Here is a 3,498-nt window from a genome sequence, read left to right on the forward strand (position 1 = left end):
GATCTTTCTTGGGTCGTTTCTCGTCGGCATGTTTGCCCGGGATTTTGCATTTTTCGCTGTGGCGATGGTTATTTTAACATTGGGTGAGATGCTGGTATGGCCGGCTGTTCCAACTTTGGCCCATAAACTGGCACCAAAAGGCCGGGCAGGATTTTACCAGGGATTTGTTAACAGTGTAGGTTCCGCCGGTCGGATGGTTGGACCGTTTCTGGGCGGTCTGATCGTCGACCTTTATAATATTGAGGTATTATTCTTTGTATTACTCGGTTTGCTGCTGATTCCATATGTGACAACACGGGTTTATGACATAGGAGTAACGAAAAAAAGGAGCGTCTGAATGGATATCAAATTGATCGCTTTGGACATGGATGGAACATTGTTGAATTATGAGGAAGCTATTTCTGACTTTAATCGGGAAAAGATCCAACAGGCACTGGCAAAGGATGTCCACGTCGTGCTGAGCACCGGCCGTTGGCTGGATTCATGTTACCCGTATGCCGAATCTCTGAAATTATCGTCATTCTTGATTACGTGCAATGGTGGTGAAATCTGGACTGTTGAAAAAGAATTGAAAGAACGTCACCTGCTTGATCCTGAACGCGTCAAATTAATGTGGGAACTGGCAAGGGACATGGCATTAAACACATGGATGATTTCGACTGACAAGGTGTGGTACGGTACAGCGCCGGATCATTTTTCTGACTATGAATGGCTTAAGTTTGGCTGTGATTCCCATGATAAGGAAAAACTGGACACCATTGTCAATGAACTTTCGCATTATGATGACCTCGAACTGACCAATTCACTGCCGACAAACATCGAAGTCAATCCGAAAGGTGTCAATAAAGCGAATGCACTGAAAACGGTGTGTGGGGAACTCGGAATTACGATGGAAAATGTGATGGCAGCAGGTGACAGTCTGAATGATATCAAAATGATTCAGGAATCAGGCATTGGTGTGGCGATGGGAAATGCGCAAGAGGCGGTCAAACAAGTTGCCGATTATATAACCGATACGAATAATCAGCATGGTGTCGGAAAGGCGATAGACAAATTTGTACTGTAGAATTGGTCAATCGCCCTTCTATTTAGCGTATTGATACATATCATATTATGAGAAGGACAAATTGTCTGGCCCTCTGTCCAATAGGCATTTTACTATTGGGTGGAAAAGGCGTATAATCGATATAATACCTTGAAAGGGGGATGCTGTTATGTCATTTTCCCGTGGACCAAAAAAAGCTGCTCCGGAAGTGGAAACGAATGTGTGGTCATGTACGAGTGAAGACTGTGGTGGCTGGATGAGGGAATCTTTCAGTTTTAGCGAGGAACCGGAATGCCCGCTCTGCCATTCTTCAATGGAAAAAGAAGTACGTGTGCTGCCTGAAGTGGATCATTGAAGATAACATGAAAGCTGTATATCAGAATAACCGTTTAAACAAGGTGTCCGTGGATGGCATCTTTTTATAATGAGCTAAAAATCCTGCTTTCAAACGTTCGAAAAGCTGCCTTGCTTGTGGTAAGTAAGACAGCTTTTTTATTTTAATAAATCAAATAGTTGTCATAATTCCAAAAATCATTGTATAATCTAAACAAGAGGACACATCCAGAATCATCACCATATTTGTAAGCGTTTACAATATAAAAGGGAGGAATAAGTGGATGAAGTATGCAAATCCGAATACGGAAGGGGCAAAAGTCAATTTCAAAGAACGGTATGACAATTACATTGGCGGGGAATACCGTCCACCGGCGAATGGAAAGTATTTTGAAAATGTGAGTCCTGTGACAGGAAAAGTATTTTGCGAGCTTGCCAGGTCGACGAAAGAAGACGTGGAGGCGGCAGTTGACGCAGGGTATGCTGCCAAAGATGCATGGGCAAAAACGTCTGTTGCAGAACGGGCCAATATTTTAAATAAAATTGCCGACCGAATAGAAGACAATTTGGAAATGCTGGCAGTGGCAGAAACATGGGACAATGGAAAAGCAGTCAGGGAGCCACTCGCTGCTGATTTGCCGCTGGCGGCGGATCACTTCCGCTATTTTGCCGGAGCCATCAGGGCACAGGAGGGCGGTATCAGCCAGATTGACAATGATACGGTAGCCTATCATTTTCAGGAGCCACTTGGCGTTGTCGGGCAAATCATTCCATGGAATTTTCCGATTTTAATGGCAACGTGGAAGCTGGCACCGGCACTTGCCACAGGTAATTGTGTGGTTTTGAAACCGGCTGAGCAGACACCGGCATCGATTCATGTATTGCTTGATTTGATTAGGGATTTGCTGCCGCCTGGTGTGCTCAATATCGTTAACGGATTTGGTGTGGAAGCCGGGAAGCCGATAGCCTCCAACAGCCGTATTGCCAAGGTTGCGTTTACCGGTGAAACGACAACAGGCAGACTGATTATGCAGTACGCTTCCGAAAATATCATTCCGGTCACACTTGAACTCGGCGGCAAATCACCGAATATATTCTTCCCAGACGTGATGGATGAAGATGATGGATTTTTGGATAAGACGATCGAAGGGCTTGTCATGTTCGCCCTGAACCAGGGGGAAGTGTGCACATGCCCATCAAGAGCGCTTGTTCATGAATCGATTTATGATGAATTCATGGAACGCGCCATCAAACGAGTGAATGAAATCAAAATCGGCCATCCGCTTGATACGACAACGATGATGGGTGCACAGGCATCGCAGGAGCAAATGGAAAAAATCAAATCATATCTCGATATTGGCAGGCAGGAAGGTGCAGAAGTGCTTGTTGGCGGTGGTGTCAACCAGCTTGGCGGTGATATGGAAGAAGGCTATTACATTGAGCCAACGATTTTTAAAGGTGACAATAAGATGCGGATTTTCCAGGAAGAAATATTCGGACCAGTGCTTGCGGTTACAACGTTCAAAGATGACGACGAGGCAATGGAAATCGCCAATGACACATTGTATGGTCTTGGCGCCGGCGTGTGGACTCGGAATATCAATACGGCCTATCGCTTCGGGCGTGGTATTGAAGCAGGACGCGTCTGGACGAATTGCTACCATCAGTATCCGGCACACGCTGCATTCGGCGGTTATAAGAAATCCGGAATTGGCCGCGAAAATCACCTGATGATGCTCGATCACTATCAGCAGACAAAAAATCTATTAATCAGCTACAGCGAAGATCCAGCGGGGCTGTTTTAATAGACGGTGAACGTAGCAGTCAAACCCGGCGAAAATATCTGTGGAAAAGCAGATGAATCATCAGAAGAGGGTGAGAAATCAGCGGCAGAACACTGGAATCAACCGAAGCGATAAAATATCTTCAGAAGGGGGCAAGTTATCTGCAGAAGAAAGCAAATACTAAAGAATGACACAATCAGGTAGTGTAAAAAGTTCTATGAAAATAACTCCAGAATAAGGATTAAAAGTTTCAGAAGGCTTTCGAGCTGCCGCCATCGCTCTTGACAAACACGCCAATGGTTTTCGATTAAGGTGTCAAGGGCGAAGGGGACAAAA

4 protein-coding genes are annotated in these 3,498 nt (G+C 45.1%); all 4 read left to right on the top strand.

Going from position 1 to position 3,498, the window contains the following annotated elements:
• Positions 1-337, top strand: a 337-nt coding sequence (locus VK080_RS00515) for an MFS transporter (protein WP_324222846.1), incomplete at its 5' end; no start/stop codon positions are given.
• Positions 338-1,066 (top strand): Cof-type HAD-IIB family hydrolase, encoded by a 729-nt coding sequence (locus VK080_RS00520; RefSeq protein WP_324222847.1) that lies wholly within the window; start codon positions 338-340, stop codon positions 1,064-1,066. It begins immediately after the preceding gene.
• 148 nt (positions 1,067-1,214) lie between these two features.
• Positions 1,215-1,400, top strand: coding sequence for a cold-shock protein (locus tag VK080_RS00525; RefSeq protein ID WP_324222848.1), 186 nt, complete (start codon positions 1,215-1,217; stop codon positions 1,398-1,400).
• Between the two features lie 262 nt (positions 1,401-1,662).
• On the top strand, positions 1,663-3,183 hold the full coding sequence (locus VK080_RS00530; RefSeq protein ID WP_324222849.1) for an aldehyde dehydrogenase family protein: 1,521 nt from the start codon (positions 1,663-1,665) through the stop codon (positions 3,181-3,183).
• The last annotated feature ends 315 nt before the right edge of the window (positions 3,184-3,498 follow it).

It is taken from the genome of Lentibacillus sp. (genome assembly GCF_035301925.1).
GTDB lineage: Bacteria > Bacillota > Bacilli > Bacillales > Amphibacillaceae > Lentibacillus.

Excerpts from the sequence above, each read along its gene's own strand:
- VK080_RS00520 (WP_324222847.1), top strand. The coding sequence starts at position 338 with ATGGATATCAAATTGATCGCTTTGGACATGGATGGAACATTGTTGAAT.
- VK080_RS00525 (WP_324222848.1), top strand. The coding sequence starts at position 1,215 with ATGTCATTTTCCCGTGGACCAAAAAAAGCTGCTCCGGAAGTGGAAACG.
- VK080_RS00530 (WP_324222849.1), top strand. The coding sequence starts at position 1,663 with ATGAAGTATGCAAATCCGAATACGGAAGGGGCAAAAGTCAATTTCAAA.